Origin of the sequence: Ruania rhizosphaerae (genome assembly GCF_009805705.1) — a bacterium.
Lineage (GTDB): Bacteria > Actinomycetota > Actinomycetes > Actinomycetales > Beutenbergiaceae > Ruania > Ruania rhizosphaerae.
The window spans coordinates 134737-157189 of sequence record NZ_VSMB01000010.1; the positions used below are offsets into that span (position 1 = coordinate 134737).

The window sequence follows — 22453 nt, forward strand, 5'->3', positions numbered from 1 at the left end:
ACCTAGATATGTCCGGCACCTGGGGGGTGATTACACACGAGTTTTGTGTCACGATCAGATCACGCTGGGAGGTGGCCGCAAGGTTGACCGGATCGCCTCCGCCCCATCCATCACTCGGAGGCATCCCCGTGCAGTCATCGACCACAAGCAGAACGCGTGCCCTGACCGTCGCCGTCGCCGGGGTCGCGCTCGTGGCCAGTTCGGTCATCGCGACCGGATCGCAGGCCACGGCCGAGGAGCACACACCCGCGGTGGACGCCCAGGAGGTACCTGGGGTCGAGTCGACCGATGCTGAGTGGCTCGCGTGGGCAACAGCACTGGAAGACGAGGTCAGCACCACGGACTGGGCAGCAGACTCGGCTGAGCGCGGGTGTGAGCTGGTATCGATCGACATCAGGGACACCACTGTGCCAGAGGGGCAGGGTGCTCCTGCGGGGTTGACGATCCCGATCGTGGAGCGATCGGAGGACTGCACCACCACTGCGAGCCTGGCACAGACACCCCGGCTGCAGAACCGCACCACGGACGCAACCGCTGCGCTCGCCTCCGCCTGCGCCTCGACCTCCGGGCCAGGGACGATCTGCCTCACCCGGTCCGGTAGTTACGTGACGTCCTCGTTCACGTACTACGGGTCGTCGAGCCCGAAGGGCTTCGTGCGGCTCTACCAGCGGTCGTCCTCCTCAGGGTGTGGCACCGGCAGCACGATCGCCACGGGTGGTTCCTACACCTACTCCTACGGCGAGACCCACAGCATCTCCGCCTATGCCGGCTATGGCCACTACTCAGGTGCCTTCTGGCGCAAGACCACCTTCGGACACACCAACTGGGGCACAGTCTGCGACACGCTCTGAGGATGACCCTCGTACATGCCACCATGGGCACGTGAGCACACAGCCACGCGCCGTCGTGACCGGCGCGTCCACCGGAATCGGGGCCGCCACGGTGGCCGAGCTACGCAGTCGGGGCTACGCCGTCGTGGCGACTGCCCGGCGTGAGGATCGCCTGCAGGCGCTGGCCGAGGAGACCGGCTGCGAGTACGTGACTGCCGATCTCACCGACGCTGACGACGTCGCCCGCCTGGCGGCCACGGTGGCCGCAGGTGGTCCCCTGACAGCTTTGGTGAACAACGCCGGCGGAGCTCGAGGGGTAGATCCGGTCGAACGCGGCGACGTAGCCGACTGGGAGGAGATGTACCGTATCAACGTGCTCTCCACGCTGCGGGTGACGCAGGCACTGTTGCCGGCACTGCGGGCTGACGGCGGGGGAGACGTGCTCGTGCTGACTTCCACCGCTGCGCATGACACCTACCCGGGCGGTGGCGGGTACGTGGCCGCCAAGCACGCCGAACGGATCATCGCCAACACCCTCCGGCTCGAGCTCAACGGCGAACCGATCCGGGTGATCGAGATCGCGCCCGGCATGGTCAGGACCGAGGAGTTCTCCCTCAACCGCCTCGGTGACGCCGGTGCAGCCGACGCCGTCTACGAGGGTGTGGAGAATCCGCTCACGGCCGACGACATCGCCGATGCCATCGCCTGGACCCTCACCCGGCCGCGGCACGTGAACATCGACTCCATGACGATCCGCCCGGTGGCACAGGCCTCCAGCACGCAGGTAGCCCGGCACACCGGGCTCTGAGAACGCCCGCTCTGAACACGCTTGCTCTGAGGTGTCAGCGCTCGGCCACCTCAGTGATCCCTTGCCAGCACCCGCAGTGCGGTCGCCGGGTCGTCGGTGCACAGCGCATCCGCTCCCAGGTCAGCGATCTCGCCCATCCGGTCCGGGTCGTTCACGGTCCACACCCACGCCTCGAGCCCGCGGGACCGGATCGTCTGCACATCGCCCGCCGTCAGGTTGCGCTCCCACACCGACACCCCGCCTGAGCCTGTACGCAGCGCGAAGGCGACGGCGTCCTCCAACGTCCCGACCCGTTCCAGCATCTCGGCCACGGTGGCCTCCGCCTCCGGTCGGTGAGCACGGACCTGAGCGAGCAGCTCGGACTCGTTCCCCTCATGCCCGAGGCTCAGCGGGTACGCCGCCAGACCCGGCACCAGGTCGGTCAGGCGGGCGAGCGCCTGCCAGTGCCCTCCGGAGGCGAACCAGTGCACCTGCGGGTGGTGCGCCGTCACGGTGGCTACGGCATCGATCGCGGTCGGATCCTTGATCTCGACATTGACCACGGCCGCCGACCCGACGAGGTCCAGCACTTCGTCCAGAGTCGGCACATGCTCCCCGCCACCGGCGTCCACCCGTGCCAGCTCCGCCTCACTGCGAGCCCCCACAGGTCCGGTGACTGAGGTGGTCCGGTCCAGCGTGTCGTCGTGAATCACCACCGGCACCCCGTCGGCGCTCAGGTGCACGTCCAGCTCGACGCCCTCCACCCCGAGTTCCAGCGCCCGGGAGAACGCGGCGAGGGTGTTCTCCGGCAGTTCTGCACTGGCACCCCGGTGGGCGTAGATCTTCACGCTGGATACCCTCCTCGTCGGCGACCGCGAGAGCGCGGCCCACCTCGACAGGGTAGATCGGCCGGGTGCCGACCGGGTGAACGTGGCGCGAACAGTCGCGGACCGAAGCGACCAGGCCCGAACCGGAAATCCGGTGACCGGACGTGGTGAGGTCGATACGGTCTGCGGATGGACGCCGTCCCTCCACGCCCTGCGCAGACTGTGCTCTGGCCACCCGCCGGTCTGCGGGTGCATGCCGGTGATCTGGAACTGCGCTACCTCGACGACGAACTCCTCGTGGACCTGGCCGAGCTCGCCTCTCGCGGCGTGCACGCACCGGGGGCGATGCCGTTCATGGTGCCCTGGACCCGGGGCACGCCGGAGGAGGTCGCGCGCAGTGTGCTGCGTTACCAGTGGCAGGCACGGGCGCAGATGAGACCGGATGCCTGGGGGTTGGAGCTGGCGGTGCTGCATCGGGGTGCTCCGGTCGGGATCCAGGCGGTCGGTGGGACGGATGTGCCGACCACTCGTGTGCTCGGCACCGGCTCCTGGCTGGGCCGGGAACACCAGGGGCAGGGGATCGGCACCCGGATGCGCGCGCTGGTGCTGCACCTGGCCTTCGACGGCTTCGGCGCGGATGTCGCGCGCACCGAGGCGTGGGTGGACAACGCCGCCTCGAACGGCGTGTCCCGGCGGCTCGGGTACCGCGAGAACGGGTGCAGCCGCGAGGTCCGGGAAGGAGCCGCCGTCGAGCACCGTGCCTACCGCCTCGACCGGGCGGACTGGGAAGCGCACCGGGTCGCCCACCCCGAACTCCACCCGGATGAGGTGACGTACGAGGGACTGGACGCCCTCCGGGACTTCCTGCACCTCACCTGAACTGCCGTTCTCACGCGGTGGACTGAGGTCGGCCGTGGCATCCTGAGGCTGCGGGCGACCCCCGCAGCACAAAGGAGAGTCGATGACGATTCTGGCCAGCGCCGCAGACCCGGCGAGCTCGGAGTTCACCGCCAATGACGCGACCCAGCGCGCCCTTGCGGCCGAGCTGACCGAACGGCTCGCCACGGTAGCCCGCGGGGGGCCGGAGCGGTCTCGGCAGCGGCACACCGACCGGGGCAAGCTGCTGCCGCGGGATCGGATCACCACCCTGCTCGACCCCGGCAGCCCGTTCCTGGAGATCGCGCCACTGGCGGCCTGGGATCTCTACGACGGTGAATGCCCGGCTGCCGGAGTGGTCGCCGGCATCGGCATGGTCCACGGCAGGCAAGTGCTCGTGATCGCCAACGACGCCACCGTCAAGGGCGGCACCTACTACCCACTCACGGTCAAGAAGCACCTGCGCGCCCAGCAGATCGCCCTGGAGAACCGGCTCCCGTGCCTGTACCTCGTGGACTCGGGCGGCGCCTACCTGCCGATGCAGGACGAGGTCTTTCCCGATGAGCAGCACTTCGGGCGCATCTTCGCCAACCAGGCCCGCATGTCCGCCGCCGGGATCCCGCAGCTGGCCGCCGTGCTCGGGTCCTGCACCGCCGGCGGCGCCTATGTGCCCGCCATGAGCGACGAGACCGTGATCGTCCGCGGCCAGGGCACCATCTTCCTCGGCGGCCCACCGCTGGTGAAGGCGGCGATCGGTGAGGAGGTGACGGCTGAGGAACTCGGCGGCGGGGAACTGCACGCCCGCACCTCCGGGGTGGTGGACCACCTGGCTGACGACGACGCCCACGCCCTGCGGATCCTGCGCGACATCGTCGCCACCCTGCCGCCACCGCCACCGCGGGTGTGGGACGTCGCACCACCGCGAGAACCCGCAGTGCGGGCCGAAGAGATCTACGGGGTGGCGCCCACCGACCTGCAGGCGGCCAGCGACCCACGCGAGGTCATCGCCCGTCTCGTGGACGGCTCCGAACTGCGGGAGTTCAAGGCCACCTACGGCACCACCCTCGTGACCGGCTTCGCCCGCATCCACGGTCATCGGGTGGGCATCGTGGCCAATGACGGCGTGCTGCTGAGCGAGTCGGCACTCAAGGGCGCCCACTTCATCGAGCTGTGCGACCAGCGCGGCATCCCGCTGCTGTTCCTGCAGAACATCTCGGGCTTCCTCGTGGGCCGCGAGGCCGAAGCGGGCGGTATCGCTAAACACGGCGCGAAGATGGTCACCGCCGTGGCCACCACCCGGGTACCGAAACTGACCGTGATCACCGGCGGATCCTTCGGTGCCGGCAACTATTCCATGTGCGGACGTGCCTACGGGCCCCGGTTCCTGTGGATGTGGCCCGGGGCGCGGATCTCGGTGATGGGCGGACGTCAGGCCGCCGCCGTACTGGGGACGGTGCGCGCCGACCAGGCCGCTTCCCGCGGCGAGGACTGGCCCGCCCACGAGCGGGAGGCGTTCGAGGCACCGATCCGTGAACAGTACGAGCGTCAGGGCAACCCGTACTACGCCACCGCGCGGCTGTGGGACGACGGCATCATCGACCCCGCCCAGACTCGCACCGTGCTCGGGCTTGCCCTGGACGTGTGCTCGCGTGCGCCGCTGCCCGATCTGTCCGAATCTCGCTTCGGCATGTTCCGGATGTGAAGGGAGCCGTCCTCCGTGTTCACGTCCGTCCTCATCGCCAACCGCGGCGAGATCGCCGTCCGCATTGCCCGCACGCTCCGGCGGATGGGAATCCGATCCGTCGCCGTGTACTCCGACCCCGACGACGGCGCAGCGCACGTCCGGGCCGCCGACCTCGCCGTCCGGATCGGACCCGCTCCGGCGGCACAGTCGTACCTGGATGTGGCCGCGATCATCGAGGCTGCGCGCCGGACCGGAGCCGAGGCCGTGCACCCCGGGTACGGCTTCCTCAGCGAGAGCCCGGAGCTTGCGCGCGCCTGCGCCGACGCCGGGCTGGTGTTCATCGGGCCGGGCCAGGCGGCACTGGAACTGATGGGCAGCAAGATTCGGGCGAAGGCGCACGTCGCCGCGGCGGGGGTGCCGGTGATCGAGGGGGTCAGTGAACCGGACGAGGACCTCCTCACCGCAGCGGCGCACCTGGGCCCGCCCTTGCTCGTCAAACCCTCCGCGGGCGGCGGTGGGAAAGGGATGCAGGTTGTCCGCGACCTCGCCGATCTACCGGAGGCGCTCGCGACTGCCCGTCGCATCGCCCGTGCCGCCTTCGGGGACGAGGCGCTGCTGGTGGAACGGTTCGTCGACGCTCCCCGCCACATCGAGATCCAGGTGCTGGCCGACGCCCACGGCCACGTCCTCAGCCTGGGCGAGCGGGAGTGCTCGCTGCAGCGCCGCCATCAGAAGGTCATCGAGGAGGCTCCCTCACCGTTGCTGACCGAGACCACCCGGCAGCGGATGAGCGACGCCGCAGTCGCCGTGGCCGAGAGCGTGGGGTACGAAGGCGCCGGAACGGTGGAGTTCCTCGTGCCCGCCGCGGATCCGGACGCCTTCGCCTTCATGGAGATGAACACCCGCCTCCAGGTGGAGCACCCCGTCACCGAAGCGGTCACCGGTGTGGACCTGGTGGAGTGGCAGGTGCGCATCGCCGCCGGCGAAGCGCTCGATCCGGGCCTGGACCGGGCGGTCGACGGGCATGCGATCGAGGCACGGATCTACGCCGAACGTCCGGACTCCGGTTTCCTCCCGGCGACTGGAACCGCCGCGGTGGTGCGCTGGCCGGACGAGGTGCGCGTCGATCACGCGCTGGCGAAGGGCACCGTGGTCGGAACCGAGTACGACCCGATGCTGGCGAAGGTGATCGCCCACGCTGACACGCGTGCTGACGCCCTGGCGCGGCTGGACCGGGCGCTCGCGGACACGGTGATCTTCGGGATCGAGACGAATGTGGACTACCTGCGGCGGCTGCTGGCCCACCCAGAGGTACGCACCGGCACCGCCGACACGACGTTGCTGGACGGACTCACCATGTCCCGGGAGCACACGCCGAACGAGGCGCTGATCGCTGCAGCCCTGGCGCGGCATGCACACGCCTGGACGGACGAGCTCTGGCGCCGGCCGTCAGGATGGCGGCTGGGCGCCGACCAGCCCGTCATCTATGCCTTCGCTGCGGGCACAGTCGCAGTATCCGGTCCTCCCGAGCGCGCGCTCGTCGCGGTCGGGGACACAACCGACGGCCAGCAGCGACGCTGTGCCATATCTGGCACGGTGTTGCTGCGGGCCGTCAGTTCGTGCGCGCTGGTCCTCGACGGCATGAGCGCAGGTGTGGACGTGTTGCTCGAGCCGGCTGCCACCTGGGTGCGGTGGGATGGCCGGACGTGGGGTCTCGATCACCACGATCCGGACACGAGTACCGCGATGTCGGCTGGGGTGAGCGACCCGCAGCTGCGCACCCCGATGCCGGGCACCGTGGTTGCCGTGCACGCCGCCACGGGCGACCGGGTCGAGGCAGGAGACCGCATCGTCACGGTCGAGGCGATGAAGATGGAGTACCCACTGCGCGCCGGTCGCGCCGGTACGATCACCATCGACGTCGTCGTCGGTGACCAGGTCACATCCGGCCAGGTGCTCGCCGCCGTCACCGGCCCTGAGGGTTCACAAGACCCGCGAGGGCCGAGCGCAACGATCCACAAGATCTGACGAAGGAGTCACGCTCATGCCGTACGGCTTCACCCCCGAGCACCTCGCGCTCGCCGAGAAGGTCCGCACGTTCGCCGATACCGTGGTGCGCCCCGCCGCCTACGACTGGGACACCCGGCGGGAACTGCCGCTGGACGTCATTGCCGAGATGGGCCGGATGGGGCTCTTCGGGCTTCCCCTGCCGCCGGAGTTCGGGGGCACCGGCGCCGACTACACCGCGTTCTGCCTCGCCGTGGAGCAGATCGCCCGTGTCGACCAGTCCCTCGCCGTCACCCTCGAGGCCGGGATCGGACTCGGTGCCATGCCGGTGCTGCGGTTCGGCACCGAGGAGCAGAAGCGGCAGTGGTTGCCCAGCCTCGCCACCGGGCAGGCGCTCGCCGCTTTCGGACTCACCGAAGCCGGTTCCGGTTCAGACGCCAGCGGCACGCGCACCACCGCTGATCTCGTCGGTGGTGAGTGGGTGCTCAATGGCTCCAAGCAGTTCATCACCAACTCCGGAACGCCGATCACCACGCTCGTCACCATCACGGCTGTCACCGGTGAGCGCACGCGCGACGACGGCACCCGGGTACCGGAGCTCTCGGCCTTCCTCGTGCCCGTCCCCAGCGAGGGACTGGCCGTCGGACCCGCCTACGACAAGGTCGGCTGGCACACCTCCGACACCCATCCCCTCACGCTCACCGATGTCCACATTCCCGAGGAGAGTCTGCTCGGCGAGCGCGGCCGCGGGTACGCCTATGCCGTCACCTGCCTCGACGAGGGCCGTATCGCTTTCGCCGCACTCTGCACCGGCGCTGCCCAAGGATGCCTGGAAGAGGCGATCCGGCACAGCCACGAACGGCAGGTCTTCGGACGAGCGCTGGAGGACAACCAGCACGTGGCTTTCATGATCGCCAGGATGCAGGCACGCGTGCACACCGCCCGGCTCGCGTGGGTGGAGGCGGCCCGGCTGATGGACACGGGGGTGCGGTTCAAGATGGCCGCCTCGCTCGCCAAGCTCGTCGGTGCCGAGGCTGCCGTGGCCAACGCTCACGATGCCTCGCAGATCTTCGGCGGCTACGGTTTCCTCAACGAGAACCTCGTGGCCCGGCACTACCGGGACGCGAAAGTGCTGGAGGTCGGTGAAGGCACCACCGAGGTCCAGCTCGCAGTGATCGCCCGTGAACTGGGGTTGACCGGCGCGGGCCTGACCCGCCGATAGCACCGGCCCGCTCGGCGACAGCGAGAGAGGGAGAACGATGGACACCCAGCCTGCGGAGCCGCTGCGCGAGGAGGTCCAGCGTGGCAAATACCTCGACGAGCTCGAGCTCGGGGTGCGCTACCGGCACGCCCCGGGCCGGACCATCACCGAGGCCGATGACGTGCTGTTCACCACCGCCACGATGAACCCACAAGCCCTGCACCTGGACGCCGCCTGGTGCGCGACGCAGCCGTTCGGCCGCCCGGTGGTGAACTCGATGTTCACCCTTGCCACAGTGGTGGGCCTCTCGGTCGGGCATCTCACCCAGGGCACGACCGTCGCCAACCTTGGCTTCGAGCACGTACGGTTCCCGGCCCCGATGTTCCACGGCGACACCCTCTATGCGCAGACGGTGGTGCTCGAGACCCGTGCTTCGGCCAGCAGGCCGGGGCAGGGCATCGCCCGGCTCGAGCACACCGGTCGCAACCAGGACGGCGTCATCACCGTCGTCGCGGTGCGCTCGGCGCTCATGTGGTACCGCCAGGCTCATGAGGGACGCGCGGGCGGCGGGAACGCTGGGGGTGAGCGCTCATGACGGCGCCAGGGCCCGCGAGGTCCGCAGCGGATCTGCCCGGACCTGCCCTGCTGTTCTGCCCCGCCGACCGACCCGACCGGTTCACGAAGGCGGCCGAGCGCGCAGACGGGGTGATCCTCGACCTGGAGGATGCCGTGGCTGCCGACGCCCGGGCGGCTGCGCGGCGTGCGCTCGAGGCGCACCCACTCGATCCCGACCGCACCATCGTCCGGGTGAACGCGGCGGACTCACCGGAGCATGAGGCCGACGTGGACGCGGTCCGTCGTGCCGGATACCGGCGGGTGATGCTCGCCAAGGCCTGCAGCCCTGCCGACCTGACCGGGCTCGAGGGCCTGCAGGTGATCGCCCTGTGCGAGACGGCGCGCGGCGTGCTCGTGGCCCCCGAGATGGCCGCCGAGGACTCGGTGGTCGGCCTGATGTGGGGCGCCGAGGACCTGATGGCCTCCCTCGGGGGCACCTCCAGCCGATTCTCCGTCTCCACCTCCGGTGTGGCGGCACCCTATCGGCCGGTCGCACGTCACGCCCGGTCCCGGGTGCTGCTCGCCGCGGGCGCCTACGGCAAGGCTGCCATCGACGCCGTCCATCTCGACCTCGACGACCTCGTGGGGCTGCGCGGCGAGGCAGAGGACGCCGCCGCCTCCGGGTTCGCCGCCACAGCCTGCCTGCACCCGCAGCAGGTGCCCGTCGTCCGCGAGGCCTACCACCCCGACGCTGCCCGGGTGCGGTGGGCGCGGGAGGTGATGGCCGCCGTCGGGGAGCGTGGGGGCGTGCAACGCCACGGCAGCCAGATGGTGGACGAACCCCTGCTCGCCCAGGCGCGCGCTGTGCTGCGCCGCGCCGGAGAGGAACTCCCGTGACCAGCCCGCCCCTGACCACCGTCACCATCTCCTCTCCGGCGCCCGGCCGGCAGCCACCGGAGGACGTGCGCGTGTGCCTTGATCTGCACCGATACCCGGTCTGTCTGTGGATCTGCGCGTCGCGCACCTAGGGTGGTGTCATGGAATCCGAAGAACGTCTCGCCGTCTTCCTCGACTACGAGAATCTCGCGCTCGGCGCGCGCGAGCACCTGGGCGGGATGGCGTTCGACTTCGGCCCGATCGCCGACGCGCTCGCGATCCGGGGTCGCGTGGTCGTGCGCCGCGCCTATGCGGACTGGTCCTACTTCGACGAGGACCGGCGCTCACTCACGCGCCACCAGGTGGAGCTGATCGAGATGCCGCAACGGATGGGTGCCTCCCGCAAGAACGCCGCGGACATCAAGATGGTCGTGGACGCGATCGAGATGGCCTTCGAGCGCGACTACATCTCCACCTTCGTCATGTGCACCGGCGACAGCGACTTCTCCCCGCTCGTGCATAAGCTGCGCGAGCTGAACAAGCGCGTGATCGGCGTGGGTGTGGAACAGTCCACCTCGCGGCTGCTGCCGCCAGCGTGCGACGAGTTCCTCTTCTACGACCGCCTCGAGGGAGTCGAGGTGCCCGAGACCGAACCCAGCGGGCCGCGCCGGCGTGGGCGTCAGGGTGGCAAGACGGCGGAGAAGAGCAGGCAGGAACCAGCGCCCCCACCGGCCGCCGCCGGGGAACCGGTGAGCCCACCGGCCGAGCCCACTGACGACGAACCGGCCGCTCGCAGTGAAGAGGCCGGCGCGCTCGAGGTGCTTGTGGCGCAGACCCTGGCCGGGTTGCAGTCCTCCACCGGCGGGAGCGTGACGGCCTCGGTACTCAAACGCACTCTGCTGCGCAAGGATCCGACCTTCAGCGAGTCCGACCACGGGTTCCGCACCTTCTCCGATGTGCTGCGCCACCTCGCCGAGCGCGGCCTGGTGGAGTTGGCCAGGGGCCCGGCCGCCGGCGACCCGGAGGTGTCCGTGCCCGCTCATGGGGAACGTGCGGACGCCTTCGCGCTGCTGCGGTCTGTCGTCACGGAGTCCGACGGGCCCGTGGCCCTGTCCAGCCTGAAGAACCGCCTGCGCAAGCGGCGCCCGGACTTCAGCGAGAAGGCGCTCGGCTATCGCACCTTCCTGCAGTTCTGCACCGACGCTGCCGACGGGGCACTGGACCTGCGCTGGGACGAGGAGTCCGAGGACTATCTGCTCAGCGCCGGAGCCTGACGGGACCTGAGGAGGTGTACTCAGCTCACCGGAGGTGACCGTCGTCTGTCAGACACGTGGTGGTCACCGGGTGTTCGCCTGGTCCCGGTACGTTCGCCGCCATGATCCAGGACGTGCGGGAGTACATCGACCGGCTCCAGACCGATGGTCACAGCCTCGGCGAGGACCACGACGACGACCCGGTGCTGATCGACCCCGCGGGCCGCGCGGTCGACACCTGGCGCGAGAACTATCCCTACGACGAGCGGATGGACCGCAGCGAGTACGACCAGACGAAGTACCTGCTGCAGGTGGAGCTGCTGAAGTTCCAGCGCTGGACCTCTGCTACCGGCGGCAGGCACGTGATCCTGTTCGAAGGGCGCGATGCCGCCGGCAAAGGGGGCACGATCAAACGGTTCATGGAGCACATGAACCCGCGATACGCCCGCACGGTGGCGCTGTCCAAGCCCAGTGACCGTGAGCTCGGCCAGTGGTACTTCCAGCGCTACGTGCAGCACCTGCCCACCTCCGGTGAGGTGGTCCTGTTCGACCGCTCCTGGTACAACCGCGCCGGAGTGGAACGGGTGATGGGCTTTTGTGATGACGACCAGTACCAGCAGTTCATGGGTGAGGCCCCGCTGCTGGAGAAGATGCTCGTGGAGTCCGGGATATCGGTGACCAAGTACTGGTTCTCGGTCACCCGGGCCGAGCAGCGGACCCGCTTCATCATCCGTCAAGTGGATCCGGTGCGGCAGTGGAAGCTCTCGCCGATGGACCTGGAATCCCTGGACAAATGGGGCGCCTACACCACGGCCAAAGAAGAGATGTTCCGCCGCACCGACACCGACTGGGCGCCGTGGACCACGATCAAGAGCAACGACAAGAAGCGAGCCCGGATCAACGCGATGCGCCATTTCCTTGCCCAGTTCGAGTACGACGGCAAGGACCATGAGGTGGTCGGACAGCCCGACCCGGCGATCGTGAAGCGGGGGATCGACGCCGTCGGCGACTGAGGACGCTAGGGCGTGTCTCCGAACTTCTGTGCCCAGATGAGGCGGGCGTGGATGAGCGCACTGGCGCCGTCGTCGCAGTTCTCGAACGGGATGAGCTCCCATCCCACGCCTGATGTCTCGCATGGAGCGCCTCAGGCCGACTCAACTGGCGTCTCGAAGTCCGGGAGGGGCCCTGTTGAGGCCGGAAGTGCCGAGATGGAGCGTGCGGGTTCGTCGCGGAGCCCGAAGCGGCGAAAGACGGGGGTGAGGAACGCTGGGGCCCACCAGTTGGCGGGGCCGGCGAGGCGCATGAAGGCGGGGACGAGGATGCCGCGGATGATGGTCGCGTCGACGAGGATCGCGACGGCGACGCCGATGCCGATCATCTGCAGGTACATCACCGAGCCGGTGGCGTAGACGCCGAATGACACAGCAAGGGTGAGGGCTGCCGCGGTGATGAGTGGGGCGCTGCGCTGGAGGCCAGCGAGCACGGCACGGTCGTTGTCACCGGTGCGTTCGTACTCTTCGCGGATGCGGGAGACCATGAACACCTCGTAATCCATGGAGAGTCCGTAGACGACGCAGAACATCAGGATCGGGAAGGCCGGGTCGAGGGTGCCGACGGGGGTAAAGCCGACCACGTCGGCGAAGAGCCCGTTCTGGAACACGGCGGTGAGGACGCCGAACATGACGCCGATGCTGAGCAGGTTCAGCACGGTCGCCTTCAGCGGTACGAGGAGGCTGCCGCTGAGGAGGAACAGCAGCACGAAGGTGACGAGCAGGATGAGTGCGGCGATCAACGGCAGCCGTTCGAGGAGCGCTTCGCGGAAGTCGGCGAGCTGGGCGGGATACCCGCCGACGAGAGTGCCGTCGAAGGGGGCCTGGAGTGCGCGTATCTCGGCGATGATCTGGTCGCCCCCGGTGCCGTCGAGTGCTTCGCGGGCGGGGATGGCATCCAGGCGTACCGTGTCGCCGGAGTCGAGTCGTTCGTCGCCCTCGGCGATCGGAGTGCCGTCCACGAACACGCCCGCAGGAGAGTTCACCTGGGCGATCCCGTCGATGCGGGACATCCGGGCGGCGTAGCCGGCCACGTCGGTGGCGGTCGGGGATGCGTTGCCGGTCTCGATCACCTGGATGGCGTCGTTGGCCTCGACGGCGAAGTCGTTACGGAGCTGGTCGTAGGTGTCACGCACGGAGGAGCCCTGCGCGAGCACACGGTCATCGGGCACCCCGATCTGCAGGTCAAAGGCCGGGGAGGCAACAGCGAGGAGCGCGACGAGCGCGGCTCCGCCCCACAGGATCGGGCGCCGCATGACGCGCTGCCCGAGCCGGTACCAGCCTCCCTGCTCCACCGGTTTCGACACCGGGACGGTGACGCCGCGTCGTGCCATGCGCTCGCCGAGGATGGCGAGGGCGGCGGGCAAGATGATGAGCGCGCCAGCCGCAGCAGTGATGACGGTGAGTACGCCGGCGTAGGCGAAGGAACGCAAGAAAGGGAAGGGCAGTGCGAGCAGCACCGCGACGGATGCGGCGACGGTCAAGCCACTGAACACGACGGTTCGTCCGGCGGTGTTCAGCGTCTCGCGGAGCGCATAGCGGACCATCGTGCCGCGGGCGAGCGCCTCGCGGAATCGCGATATGACGAACAGGCTGTAGTCGACCCCTAGGCCGATTCCCATGACGAGGACGATGTTGGAGGCGAAGCTCGCGATCTCAACGACCGAGGTGAGCGCGCGGAGTCCGGCCAGGGTGGTGATCACGGAGAACAGGCCGACGCCGAGGGTCAGCAGCGCGGAACTCACGCGACGGTAGATGATCACGAGCAGGACGAGCATGAGCGGGATGATGATGAGCTCCGCGCGCAGGAAGTCCTCGGTCGCCTGCGCGCTGATCTGCGTCGATGCCGCCTCCGATCCTGCGACCTGCACTCTGATGACACCGTCGTCGCGGGTGTAGTCGGGGATGTACTCGGCGATCGCAGTGCGGGCCTCGGTGGCGTCGCCGGTCACGTGGGCGAGGATCATGGCCGAGGCTCCGTCGTCGCTGCGCAGGGTCGCATCGCCGTCCAGCGACCAGTACGACCACACATCGGCCACGGCATCCTCGCCTGCGAGTTCGTCGGCGACAGCGGCCGAGGCTGTGGCAACGGCGGGTTCGTCCACGTCGCCACCGTCGGCGGTGATGAGCAAGATCAGATTGGAGTTGCCGGTGGCGAACTCGTCCCACATCACTTCCTGTGCCGCCACCGACTCGCTACCGGCTGCCTCCCAGCGGTTGAGCACGAAGGACGACAGCGCGCCCGCGGCGACCGCACCGAGCCCCGCGAGCACGATCAGCGAGACGATCAGCACCGGCCACCGCCGACGATAGGTCAGGTCGCCGACGCGTTCGAGGGTGGTGGTCGGGAGCGGAGCGTCAGTCACGGGGATTCTCCTGTGGTTGATCGTCGGCCGTCGCGGCCTCTGTCGGTGGGTTCACGGCCGGATGCCCTGATGCGGCGGCAGCGCCTCTGCTATCTTTGGGGCGAGTAGAGGCGAGTAGATGCTCGCAAAAAAGAATACGAGCGAATGCTCGTGTTGTCTAGTCCTCGAGGGAGCGAAGAAGCGTGGCGAGCGAGGAAACGGTCACCGATGGTTCGCAGGCACGGCCGCGTAGGCAGGCGCGCGGCCAGCAGCGGATCGAGCAGATCCTGCACGCCGCCGCCGCCGTCTTCGCCGAGCACGGCTATGACGCGGCGACGACAAACGCGATCGCCGCACAAGCCGGCATCTCACCAGGCTCGCTGTACCAGTTCTTCAAGAACAAGGACGACATCGCCCACGCGCTGGCCGATCACTATGCCAGCCAGCTCGCTGCCCTGCGCGGAGAGGTGTTCACGAGAGAGAGTATCGACGACGCGAGCGTCGAGGATCTCGTCGATACCGTGCTCGGACCTCTCGTGGCCTTCAACCTGGCCCATCCCGGATTCAAGGCTCTTTTCGCCAGAACGGACATGCCCGCCGGCCTCCGTGCTGCCGTCACGCCAATCCACACCGCGATTCACCACCGCGTGGCAGAACTCATCGGGCTCCTCTTGCCAGATCGCTCGCACGAGGAGGTCGCCCGTATCGCGACCGTCACTATCCAGCTCGTCCGCAGCATGATGCCCCTGATCGCCGACGCGAGCGGACCGGAACGAGACGCCCTGACCACCGAGCTCCACGCCGTGCTGACCAGCTACCTCCACCAGCACCTGTCCTGAGTGCCGAGAATCTGTCACCCACGGGGGCCGGTCAGCGCGCGAAGAGCATCGTGCGTCATGCCAGAGGTCGGCCAGGTTCGGTCGCCATCATGGTCTCCAGCGATCGCGCAGCGTTCAGTGGATCGCGTCAACACCACTCGGGCCGCCTGGCCACCCCATCGGTGGAGCGGGCGGGATCGATATCGGCTGGCCCCACGCCGGGTACGTCAGGCTAGACTGGAAGCACAGGCATCGACCCGGCCATCACCGGTGAGCCTCCGGAAGAACCGCCCCACCACGGTGGAGCTCAGTAGAACCGGACGGGTAGGCCCGTCACAGCCGCAGATGAAGGGGTTCCGTCGTCCGCGGCGGGGCAACCGAGGTGGTACCGCGGGACGCGCCCGGACGGGAGCGGATCGTCCTCGACACGGATCGAATCAGTCGAAGGACAGCGCAGATGACCAGCGAGCCCACCAGGACCGGCAGCGACCTGCACTTCCCGCGCCACACCCAGGCCGACGGCGTGCAGCCCTCCCCGAACTTCCCGGACGTCGAGACCGACGTGCTGGCGTTCTGGAAGAGCGATGACACCTTCCGCGCCTCGATCGAGAACCGGTCGGCAGGGGAGAAGGGTGAGAACGAGTTCGTCTTCTACGACGGCCCCCCGTTCGCCAACGGCCTGCCGCACTACGGGCACCTGCTCACCGGGTACGTCAAGGACGTCGTGCCGCGGTTCCAGACCATGCTCGGCAAGCGGGTGGAGCGCCGGTTCGGTTGGGACACCCACGGCCTGCCCGCCGAGCTGGAGGCCGAGCGGATCCTCGGGATCACCGACAAGACCCAGATCGAGGAGATGGGGCTCGAGGCGTTCAACAAAGAATGCCGGGACTCGGTGCTGCGCTACACGAAGGAGTGGGAGGAGTACGTCACCCGGCAGGCCCGGTGGGTCGATTTCGAGAACGACTACAAGACGCTCGACCTGACCTACATGGAATCGGTGATCTGGGCGTTCAAGCAGCTCTACGACAAGGGCCTCGCCTACGAGGGCTACCGCGTGCTGCCGTACTGCTGGCGGGACGAGACCCCGTTGTCCAACCACGAGCTGCGGATGGACGACGACACCTATCGGATGCGGCAGGATCCGGCCATCACGGTCGGGTTCCGGCTGGATGCGATCGGTCCGGAGGTCCCCTCCGAGGCTGCCGAGGCACTCACCGGCGCGCACCTGCTCATCTGGACCACCACCCCCTGGACAGTGCCCTCCAACCTGGCCACCGCCGTCCACCCCGAGGTGACCTACGCCGTCGTGGCCGGTAGTGACGGCGGGCGGTACGTGCTCGCCGAGGCCCGCCTGGCCGCCTACGAGCGTGAGCTGGGGACCGAGCCCGAGGTACTGGCGACCCTCACCGGTGCCCAGCTGGCAGGCAGCCGCTACGCCCCGCCCTTCGGGTACTTCGCCGGCCGTGAGAACGCCCACCAGGTGCTCCTCGCCGACTACGTCACCACCGACGACGGTACGGGCATCGTGCACATCGCCCCTGCCTACGGTGAGGAGGACAAGGTCGTCACCGACGCCGCCGGCATCGAACCGGCGACCCCGGTGGACGCCGCCGGCAAGTTCGATGCCACCGTGCCCGACTATGCCGGGATGAACGTCTTCGACGCCAACGCCGCCATCATCAAGGACCTGAAGGCCGGTTCCGGCGGGGCGCAGGGTCAGAGTGCCGTACTGCTGCGCCACGAGACCTATGACCACTCCTACCCGCACTGCTGGCGCTGCAAGAACCCACTCATCTACCGGGCCGTCTCCTCGTGGTTCGTGAAGGTCACCGAGTTCCGGGACCGGATGGTCGAACTGAACGACCAGATCACGTGGGTGCCCGAGCACATCAAGGACGGCCAGTTCGGCAAGTGGCTCGCGAACGCGCGTGACTGGTCGATCTCCCGCAACCGGTACTGGGGAACCCCCATCCCGGTGTGGGTCAGCGACGATCCCGCCTATCCCAGGATCGACGTGTACGGCTCGCTGGCCGACCTCGAGGCCGACTTCGGCGTACAGGTGACCGACCTGCACCGGCCGTTCATCGACGAGCTCACCCGTGCCAACCCGGATGACCCGACGGGTCGTTCGACGATGCGCCGTATCCCGGATGTCTTCGACGTGTGGTTCGACTCCGGCTCGATGCCGTTCGCGCAGGTGCACTACCCGTTCGCGAACGCAGACTGGTTCGAGAACCACTACCCGGGTGACTTCATCGTGGAGTACATCGGGCAGACCCGCGGCTGGTTCTACACCCTGCACGTGCTTGCCACGGCGCTGTTCGACCGCCCCGCGTTCCGCACCTGCGTCTCGCACGGCATCATCCTCGGCGACGACGGCCGCAAGGCCAGCAAGTCGCTGCGCAACTTCCCCGACCCGATGGAGATGTTCCACTCCTACGGCTCGGACGCGGTGCGCCTGTCACTCATGGGCTCACCGGTGCTGCGCGGCGGCAATCTCGTGGTGGCCGAGGAGTCCATTCGCGACCAGGTGCGCCAGGTGCTGCTGCCGCTGTGGAACACCTGGTACTTCTTCGGCCTCTACGCCAACACCTGCAACGACGGCACCGGCATCGACGTGCGAGCCCCACGGCCGGAGGAACTGGCCGAGCTGGAAGACATGGACCGCTACGTCCTGGCCCGCACCCGATCACTGGTCCAGACCGTGCGAATGGAGATGGAGCGCTACGAGATCGCCGAGGCGGTGGCCCGGGTGCGTGAGCATCTGGATCTGCTGACCAACTGGTACGTGCGCACCTCGCGGCAGCGGTTCTGGGACGAGGACGCCGGTGCCTACCAGACGCTGTACACGGCGTTGGAGGTGTTGCTGCGGGTGATGGCCCCGCTCGCGCCGATGGTCACCGATGAGGTGTGGCGCGGGCTGACAGGCGGGCGCAGTGTGCACCTGACCGACTGGCCGGTGCCCGGCAACCCCGACGACCCGACGGCGGCTGCTCTCGTGGCGGACGAGGAACTGGTGACGGCGATGGATGCCGTCCGGGACGTCGTCTCGGTGACCCATGGGTTGCGCAAGGCGAACCAGTTGCGTGTGCGTCAGCCGCTGCGCAGCGTCAAGGTCGTGGTGGACCGGCCGGATGCGCTCACGGCGTTCACCGGTCTCGTGGCCGATGAGGTGAATGTCAAGGATGTCGAGGTCCGTGATCTCGCCGACGGTGCCGCCAGCGAGTACGGCGTCTACACCAAGCTCACCGTGAACGCCCGCGCCGCCGGGCCGCGGCTCGGCAAGGACGTGCAGCGTGCGATCGCCGGTGCGCGCAGCGGTGCCTGGGAAGCCCAGGGTGAGCGCGTGAGCGTGGACGGGATCCTCCTCGAGGAGGGCGAGTTCACACTCACCACCGAGATCGAGGACCGCTTCGGCGACACCGTGGCCGCCGGAGTGCTGCCCGGTGGTGGGTTCGTCGTGCTCGACCTGGAGCTGGACGATGAACTGATCGGGGACGGATACGCTCGCGACGTCGTGCGCCAGGTGCAGGACGCGCGCAAGGCAGCCGACCTGCACGTCTCGGACCGCATCCGGCTCTCCCTGGCGGTGCCCCGGCAGTGGGCCCAGGCGGTGACCGACCGGAAGGACTTCATCGCCGGGGAGACCCTCGCGGTGAGCGTGCACGTCGATGTCGCTCCCGTCGTCGGCGACGATGAACCACCCGTCGGTATCGACCTGGCGAAGGTCTCCTCATGACCGGGGCGGCTGACGCCGAGGCCGAGCAACAGGCGAAAGAGATCTACTCCGAGATCCTCTCCCGCGCACCCGAGCACAAGATCTCCCCGACGATCGACCGGGTAGCCGAGTTGGTGGACCTGCTCGGCCACCCGCAGCGTGCCTACCGGGCCATCCACCTGACCGGGACCAACGGCAAGACCTCGACCGCACGGATGGTGGAACGGCTGCTGCGGGAGATGGGGCTGCGCACCGGACGCTTCACCTCCCCGCACCTGCACACGGTGCGCGAACGGATCGCGATCGACGGAGAGCCGATCTCAGCCGCGGCCTTCGTGGAGGTCTGGCGCGATATCGAGCCGTACGTGCAGATGGTGGACGCGAGCCTCGAAGGGCGTGGGCACCCGCGGCTGAACTTCTTCGAGGTGCTTGCTGCGTTTGCCTTTGCAGCCTTTGCGGATGCGCCGGTGGACGTGGCGATCATCGAGGTCGGGCTCGGTGGCGAGTGGGACTCGACCAACGTCATCGACGGCGAGGTGGCGGTGATGACGCCGATCGCCCGCGATCACGAGAAGTGGCTCGGGCACTCCCTGGAGGAGATCGCGCAGGTCAAGTCGGGCATCATCAAACAGCTCGACCCGCCGGCGGTCGTGGTGACCGCCGAGCAGGACGACGAGGTGGCTGCCGTCATTGCCCGGCGCGCCGTCGAACGCGGTGCGCGGGTGGTGGCCCAGGGGTACGACATCGAGGTCGCTGAGCGGATGGTGGCCGTTGGGGGACAGCTGGTGAACCTGCGTGGTACCGGCGGGCTCTACACCGACATCTTCCTTCCGCTGCACGGCGCCCACCAGGCGCAGAACGCCCTGCTCGCCCTGACGGCGGTCGAACAGTTCCTGGGGGGAGGCGCCCTGGGCGCGGAGGTTGTCGAGGCCGCCTTCGGCGATGCCACCGCACCCGGACGGATGGAGCTCGTGCGCTCCAGCCCGGCCGTGGTGGTGGACGCGGCCCACAACCCGGCCGGTGCGGGAGTCCTGGTGCAGGCACTGGAGGAGGCGTTCTCCTTCACCCGGCTGGTCGGCGTGATCGGGGTGATGGCCGACAAGGACGCCGAGGGGATCCTCTCAGTGCTCGAACCCGTCCTGGACGAGGTGGTCATCACCCAGTCCAGGTCGATGCGTTCGATGGACGTGGATGATCTGGCCGAGATCGCCCGCGATGTCTTCGACCCTGACCAGGTGCACGTGCAGGCGAGTCTTCCGAACGCGATCTCCCTCGCGGCCGACCTGGCCGAACAGGGTCAGCAGGACCAGATCGCCTCCGGCACGGGCGTGCTCGTCGCCGGTTCGGTGATTCTGGCAGCCGAGGCGCGCGCCGTGTTCGGCAAGGACAAGCCGCCTCGGCAGCCGAGGCGACCGACCGACGCACGCTGATCGCCGACACCCACGGTCACCGGATCCTCTCCCGCGATGGCCGCGCAGCGGTCACAGGGTTCCTTTGCGCCAGTAGGGTGGCGATGTGAAGGTTCTCGTCACCGGCGGCGCCGGATACCTCGGCTCGGTGACGGCGACCGCCCTGGAACGGGCCGGGCATGAGCCCGTCATCCTCGACTCGCTGCTGACTGGCCCACGGGCGTTCACCACCAACCGGATCTTCTACGAGGGCGACATCGCCGACCGCCGCCTGGTGCGGCAGATCCTGGCCGAGCATCCAGAGATCGCCGTCACTGTGCATATGGCGGCCAGGGCGAGCGTGCCCGAATCGGTGGCACACCCGGCGGCGTACTACCGCGACAACGTGGCCAAGTCGCTCGATCTGTTCGAGGAGCTCAGCGACGCCGGGCACCCGCGGGTGCTGTTCTCCTCCTCGGCGGCTGTCTACGCTCACTCGCCCAGCTTCGAGGTTGACGAGAGTTCCCCGGTCGCGCCAGGTTCGCCTTATGCGCGCACCAAACTCATGGTGGAGCAGATCATGGCAGACCTGGCAGGTGCCGGGTTGCTGCGCGGGGCAAGCCTGCGTTACTTCAACCCGATCGGCTCTGATCCGCAGCTGCGCAGCGGCATCCACGCCGCGGAGCCTCTGCATGTGCTCGGGCAGCTCATCCGGACCGCGCGCGGGGAGCAGGACGAGTTCATCCTCACGGGCACGGATCTGCCCACGCGCGACGGCACCGGCCTACGCGACTACGTGCACGCCTGGGATCTGGCCCGTGCGCACGTACGGGCGGTCGAACGCTTCGATGCGCTGCTCACCGCCGTCGGGAACGAGGCCGCCGTGGTCAACATCGGCACCGGGACCGGCGTCACGGTGCGCGAGCTGCATGCCGCCGTCGAACGTGTCACCGGACGCCGTGTGCCGGTGCGTGAGGCTCCGGCCAGACCCGGGGACGCCATCGGCGCCTACGCCAACGTCGACCGGGCCAAGGCGTTGCTTGGCTGGCAGGCTGAGCTCAATCTGGACGAGGCGATCGCCTCGTCGATTGCGTGGGCCGAACGTCGCGCCGAGGTACTCGCTGTTCGCGGAGGCGAGGGCAGGTGATCCAGTTCCACACCGAGACGACCATCGTGGCGCCGCCACCGGAGGTCTTCGACGCTGCGCTCGACATCGGCGCTCACGTGGCATCAATGTCGGCGAGCGAGGAGGCTGCAGTGGATGGCGTGACCTCCGGGGTGATCGGGCTTGGTGAGACGGTGACGTGGCGGGCCCGTCATTTCGGTCTGTGGTGGACCATGACGAGCCGCATCACTGCCTACGAGGCACCCCACAGCTTCACCGACGAGCAGGTGCGTGGTCCGTTCGCCCAGTTCCGTCACGTGCACCGGTTTCAGCCTCGACCCGACGGCGGCACCCAGATGAGCGACGACGTCACCTTCGTCGCTCCGTTCGGACCGCTCGGAAGGCTGGCCGAGCGGCTCGTGCTCGCACGCTACGTCCGCCACCTGATCGCGTCCCGCAACGATTGGCTGCGACGGCATGTCGACGCCCCGCACGGAACCGGCTGAGGGCCGGCCGGACAGTGCCCTGAACCGATTGGACAGTGCCCTGCCCCGATCCTGAGGCTAGGTTCTGGACTCTACGCGCTCCATCACGCCGGCGATGTAGGCGATCTGACCCACATGCTGCAGGTCCTCGGCGAGCACGCTGACGAGCCGCACACCGAGGGTGACCGGCGGGTCCCACGAATGGTCCACCGCGCGGTCCAGATCGGGCTCCACAAGCCGCTGCAGGTAGGTGACGGTGGCCGCGTGCACGGCATCGTGGTACCCGAGCAGATCCGTGACGGAGATACCCCGCACGTGTCCCACCTGGGCGCTGGTGTGGCCATACCCGTGCTCCGAGACGTCGAAGGGCAGCCCGAATCGCTCGGCCCAGCCGCCGGCGAGCCATTGCTGATCTGCTCCGGAGACATCGGCGACGTGATCGTCCTGCACGCGGGTCAGGTGCCATGTCAGCCATGCGATGGTGTTCGCCTCCGGATCGAGCCGGGCCACCAGGTGGCCCGGCTCGATCCCGTCCAGGGCGCGATGGAGTTCGCCGGCCACCCGGTCGAAGCCGTCGATCAGGATCGTGCCGACAGCACTCGGAGAACCCGAGGTGCTCATCGTGATCGCCACCTACTCATGTCACGTA

Annotated in this window: 18 protein-coding genes; 15 read left to right on the forward strand and 3 right to left on the reverse strand. The window is 68.6% G+C overall.

The features are described from left to right. The first annotated feature begins 128 nt into the window (after positions 1 to 128). Both FV560_RS14460 and FV560_RS14465 read left to right on the forward strand, forming a co-directional pair. Entirely contained in the window at positions 129 to 851 is a 723-nt protein-coding gene (locus tag FV560_RS14460) for a hypothetical protein (RefSeq protein ID WP_159622252.1), read from the forward strand. Between the two features lie 31 nt (positions 852 to 882). After that, the gene (locus FV560_RS14465) at positions 883 to 1638 is read left to right on the forward strand and encodes an SDR family oxidoreductase (protein ID WP_235020141.1); all 756 of its coding nucleotides are present in this window, start codon (positions 883 to 885) and stop codon (positions 1636 to 1638) included. Positions 1639 to 1688: 50 nt separating this feature from the next. Here FV560_RS14465 and FV560_RS14470 read toward each other — a convergent pair whose 3' ends face one another. Continuing rightward, positions 1689 to 2465, reverse strand: a complete 777-nt coding sequence (locus tag FV560_RS14470; RefSeq protein WP_159622254.1) for a glycerophosphodiester phosphodiesterase — start codon at positions 2463 to 2465, stop codon at positions 1689 to 1691. Positions 2466 to 2633: 168 nt separating this feature from the next. On the opposite strand from FV560_RS14470, the gene FV560_RS14475 reads away from it, so the two are divergent. From FV560_RS14475 to ppk2, 8 genes are all read left to right on the forward strand, one after another. Then, a complete protein-coding gene (locus tag FV560_RS14475; protein WP_159622255.1) occupies positions 2634 to 3323 on the forward strand; it encodes a GNAT family N-acetyltransferase in 690 nt (229 codons plus the stop codon). Positions 3324 to 3405: 82 nt separating this feature from the next. Then, positions 3406 to 5022, forward strand: a complete 1617-nt coding sequence (locus FV560_RS14480) for a carboxyl transferase domain-containing protein (RefSeq protein ID WP_159622256.1) — start codon at positions 3406 to 3408, stop codon at positions 5020 to 5022. Between the two features lie 15 nt (positions 5023 to 5037). Further along, positions 5038 to 7032, forward strand: coding sequence for an acetyl/propionyl/methylcrotonyl-CoA carboxylase subunit alpha (locus FV560_RS14485; protein WP_159622257.1), 1995 nt, complete (start codon positions 5038 to 5040; stop codon positions 7030 to 7032). 16 nt (positions 7033 to 7048) lie between these two features. Then, a complete protein-coding gene (locus FV560_RS14490) occupies positions 7049 to 8233 on the forward strand; it encodes an acyl-CoA dehydrogenase family protein (protein ID WP_159622258.1) in 1185 nt (394 codons plus the stop codon). Between the two features lie 37 nt (positions 8234 to 8270). Beyond that, on the forward strand, positions 8271 to 8807 hold the full coding sequence (locus tag FV560_RS14495) for a MaoC family dehydratase (protein ID WP_159622259.1): 537 nt from the start codon (positions 8271 to 8273) through the stop codon (positions 8805 to 8807). Continuing rightward, positions 8804 to 9664, forward strand: coding sequence for an HpcH/HpaI aldolase/citrate lyase family protein (locus FV560_RS14500; protein WP_159622260.1), 861 nt, complete (start codon positions 8804 to 8806; stop codon positions 9662 to 9664). The genes FV560_RS14495 and FV560_RS14500 overlap by 4 nt, the downstream gene beginning before the upstream one ends. A 140-nt stretch (positions 9665 to 9804) precedes the next feature. Further along, the gene (locus FV560_RS14505) at positions 9805 to 10917 is read left to right on the forward strand and encodes a PIN domain-containing protein (RefSeq protein WP_159622261.1); all 1113 of its coding nucleotides are present in this window, start codon (positions 9805 to 9807) and stop codon (positions 10915 to 10917) included. A gap of 101 nt (positions 10918 to 11018) precedes the next feature. Beyond that, a complete protein-coding gene (ppk2, locus tag FV560_RS14510) occupies positions 11019 to 11909 on the forward strand; it encodes a polyphosphate kinase 2 (protein WP_159622262.1) in 891 nt (296 codons plus the stop codon). 131 nt (positions 11910 to 12040) lie between these two features. On the opposite strand, the gene FV560_RS14515 is transcribed toward ppk2, so the two are convergent. Continuing rightward, complete coding sequence (locus tag FV560_RS14515) at positions 12041 to 14311, reverse strand: MMPL family transporter (protein WP_200837704.1); 2271 nt, start codon at positions 14309 to 14311, stop codon at positions 12041 to 12043. A gap of 182 nt (positions 14312 to 14493) precedes the next feature. Between FV560_RS14515 and FV560_RS14520 the strand changes: the two genes are divergently transcribed. The 5 genes from FV560_RS14520 to FV560_RS14540 all read left to right on the forward strand — a co-directional run bounded on the left by FV560_RS14520 (position 14494) and on the right by FV560_RS14540 (position 21825). Then, positions 14494 to 15129: a TetR/AcrR family transcriptional regulator gene (locus tag FV560_RS14520; RefSeq protein WP_159622263.1), complete on the forward strand. Its 636-nt coding sequence runs from the start codon at positions 14494 to 14496 to the stop codon at positions 15127 to 15129. A 436-nt stretch (positions 15130 to 15565) separates the two neighbouring features. Then, positions 15566 to 18847 (forward strand): isoleucine--tRNA ligase, encoded by a 3282-nt coding sequence (gene ileS, locus FV560_RS14525; protein ID WP_159622264.1) that lies wholly within the window; start codon positions 15566 to 15568, stop codon positions 18845 to 18847. Next, positions 18844 to 20256, forward strand: coding sequence for a bifunctional folylpolyglutamate synthase/dihydrofolate synthase (locus FV560_RS14530; protein ID WP_159622265.1), 1413 nt, complete (start codon positions 18844 to 18846; stop codon positions 20254 to 20256). Before ileS ends, FV560_RS14530 begins: the two co-directional genes overlap by 4 nt. Before the next feature lie 85 nt (positions 20257 to 20341). After that, positions 20342 to 21361, forward strand: coding sequence for a UDP-glucose 4-epimerase GalE (gene galE / locus FV560_RS14535; RefSeq protein WP_159622266.1), 1020 nt, complete (start codon positions 20342 to 20344; stop codon positions 21359 to 21361). After that, positions 21358 to 21825, forward strand: a complete 468-nt coding sequence (locus FV560_RS14540; protein WP_159622267.1) for an SRPBCC family protein — start codon at positions 21358 to 21360, stop codon at positions 21823 to 21825. Before galE ends, FV560_RS14540 begins: the two co-directional genes overlap by 4 nt. A gap of 57 nt (positions 21826 to 21882) precedes the next feature. On the opposite strand, the gene FV560_RS14545 is transcribed toward FV560_RS14540, so the two are convergent. After that, positions 21883 to 22425: a mycothiol transferase gene (locus FV560_RS14545; protein WP_159622268.1), complete on the reverse strand. Its 543-nt coding sequence runs from the start codon at positions 22423 to 22425 to the stop codon at positions 21883 to 21885. Positions 22426 to 22453: the final 28 nt, after the last annotated feature.